This window comes from Acinetobacter sp. 228, from assembly GCF_048147885.1.
This window is the reverse complement of record NZ_JAYWYV010000066.1, coordinates 1-2,335: the sequence shown is the minus strand read 5'-3', so window position 1 is coordinate 2,335 and position 2,335 is coordinate 1. Positions and strand designations below refer to the sequence as shown.

The 2,335-nt window shown below is 39.4% G+C and carries 2 protein-coding genes; both read right to left on the bottom strand.

All coding sequences use genetic code 11. The annotated features are described in order from the left end of the window. Positions 1-144: 144 nt before the first annotated feature. Complete coding sequence (phoU, locus tag VXQ92_RS15825) at positions 145-867, bottom strand: phosphate signaling complex protein PhoU (protein ID WP_000075183.1); 723 nt, start codon at positions 865-867, stop codon at positions 145-147. A gap of 108 nt (positions 868-975) precedes the next feature. Continuing rightward, the gene (locus tag VXQ92_RS15820) at positions 976-2,307 is read right to left on the bottom strand and encodes a TolC family outer membrane protein (protein ID WP_108496706.1); all 1,332 of its coding nucleotides are present in this window, start codon (positions 2,305-2,307) and stop codon (positions 976-978) included. Between the last annotated feature and the right edge of the window lie 28 nt (positions 2,308-2,335).

The window sequence follows — 2,335 nt, the reverse complement described above, 5'->3', positions numbered from 1 at the left end:
CGATCCCTGTCGTGTTTTCTCTTAATGCAATTGATTTTCAGTCCTGAACTTCCCCCCAAAGTTCGGGACAATTTTTTATATATTATTTAAAAAAATAAAAAAGCCTTGTCTGAAACAAGGCCTTTAAATATCTCAGCTCACATATTACTTTTCGTGTACTTTTGCTTCAATTTCTTCAATTTTGGTATGACGTGCATCAAAGCCTTTTGCCATGTAAATGACTTGTTCAGCAATATTACGAGCGTGATCACCGATACGCTCTAAAGAACGCAAAACCCACATGACATTAATCACACGAGCAATATGACGTGGGTCTTCAATCATATAAGTCATTAAAGTACGCGTTGCCGACTGATATTCACGGTCAATGTCAGCATCGGCTAAAAGTACACGTAATGCCTGATCTGCATCTAAACGTGCAAAAGCATCAAGTGCGTCATGAATCATGACCCGTACTTGGTTACCAATATGACGTGTTTCCATGTAGCCACGAGGAGAACCGCCCTCTTCACATAGATTTTGTGCAATACGGGCAATTTTTGCAGCTTCATCCCCAATACGCTCTAGGTCAGTATTGGCTTTACTCATGGCAATTACCATACGCAAGTCAATTGCTGCTGGATGACGACGTGCCAAAATCAGCGTCAGCCCTTCATCAATATCACGTTCATATTGATTGACTGCATTATCTTTAAATTGAACATCAATTGCTAAGTTCGCATCTGTATCAAGCAAAGAATGAATTGCATTGGCAACCTGTTGTTCGACCAAGCCACCCATGGTCATAAACTTTGTGTTCACATCTTGCAAATCTTCATTAAATTGAGAAGAAATATGATGGCTTAACACCGGATTACTCGGACTCAAGGGAAGCCTCCAACATGATGGCGCAGGGATAAAATGATTGAGCATTAAAACACATCAATCATTAAATTTTTATGACAAAATTAAATTTCAGATAAAAGCATTTTTTTATTACTGATACGTTAACCAGCTGTTTAATTCAACTAAATCTTTTTCTCCTAGCTGACCTACAGCCGCTTTTAAACGTAATACATTTAATAAATAGTCATACTGAGCATTAAGATAATCCTGTTTTGCTGAAAAAGCATTACGCTGCGCCAATAAAACATCGACCATACTTTTTAAGCCTTCGTTATAACTTGCTTTTGAAGCTTGAGAAACAAGTGCTGAAGAGTCCATTGCCGCCTTTCTTGCTTCAAGTTTTGCTCGGTCGGTATCTACCTGCATAAAAGCACTTTTCACATCGACATTGGCACGGCGAATGGCCGCATCAAGTTGGGCTTGCGCTTTATTTAACTCCACACTGGCTTTTTTAATAGAAGTTCGTGTCCGGCCTCCATTAAATAAGTTCCAGTTCATTTCTACCCCGACCTGATCAAACTTCCCATCAGTCGAAATCAACGTTTCTGGCGTTTGTTTGGTATAGCCATAACTCGCCATTGCATCTATCTGTGGATAAAGTGCAGCTTTTTCCACACGACGTTGATCTTCAGCATATCGCTTTTGTAAACGTGCTTGTTGAATCTTTAAATTTTGCTGTTGGGCTAATCCTAACCACTCATCGAGCTGTGCCGGATAAGGTTTTTGAAAGATAAAATCACTTCTCAATACAGCAAGCCTATCTTGATAAGGACCAATATATTCAGATAGTTGCTCTTGAGCCAATAGAAGCTGCACATTGGTAGCAATACGGTTGGCTCTGGCATTTTGATACTGGGCATTTGCTTCACTCACATCACTACGTGCTACCAACCCTTCTTTAAGCTTGGCGTTCATCATATTGAGCTGTTCAAGCAAAGCTTTTTCTTCTTGTAAATATGCAGCGGTAAGTGCCTGTTGACGCAGTACATTAAAATAGGCTTCAGCTACATTTAAAACATGATCTTGTTTTTGCAGTTTTAAAGTAATTTCACTAAGAGCAACCGAAGTTTTAACCTGTTTATAACCTTCCCATGCATCCATACGAAAAAGAGGCTGACGGGCAGATAAAGTTGCTTGTTTGGTAGTCGATGTATTACTTACCAAAGCATCGGAAAGTCCTTCCTGATCAACACCGGGAAAATTTGAACGCTTTACCGTTTGTCGATTACGGGTAATATTTCCAGACAATGTAACTGTTGGTAGTAAAGCGCCTGTTGCTAAGCCTAAATTAAGCTGATCTGCTTCAAACTGTTGTTGATTCGCTTGCCACGTCGGATCATTTAGTTTTGCGCGCTCATAAGTTTCAACTAAATCTAGAGCAAAACTCGACGATGTAAAACTCCATAAACCCGCAACAAGCATTAATTTTATTTTCATTGTTTAAATCAAC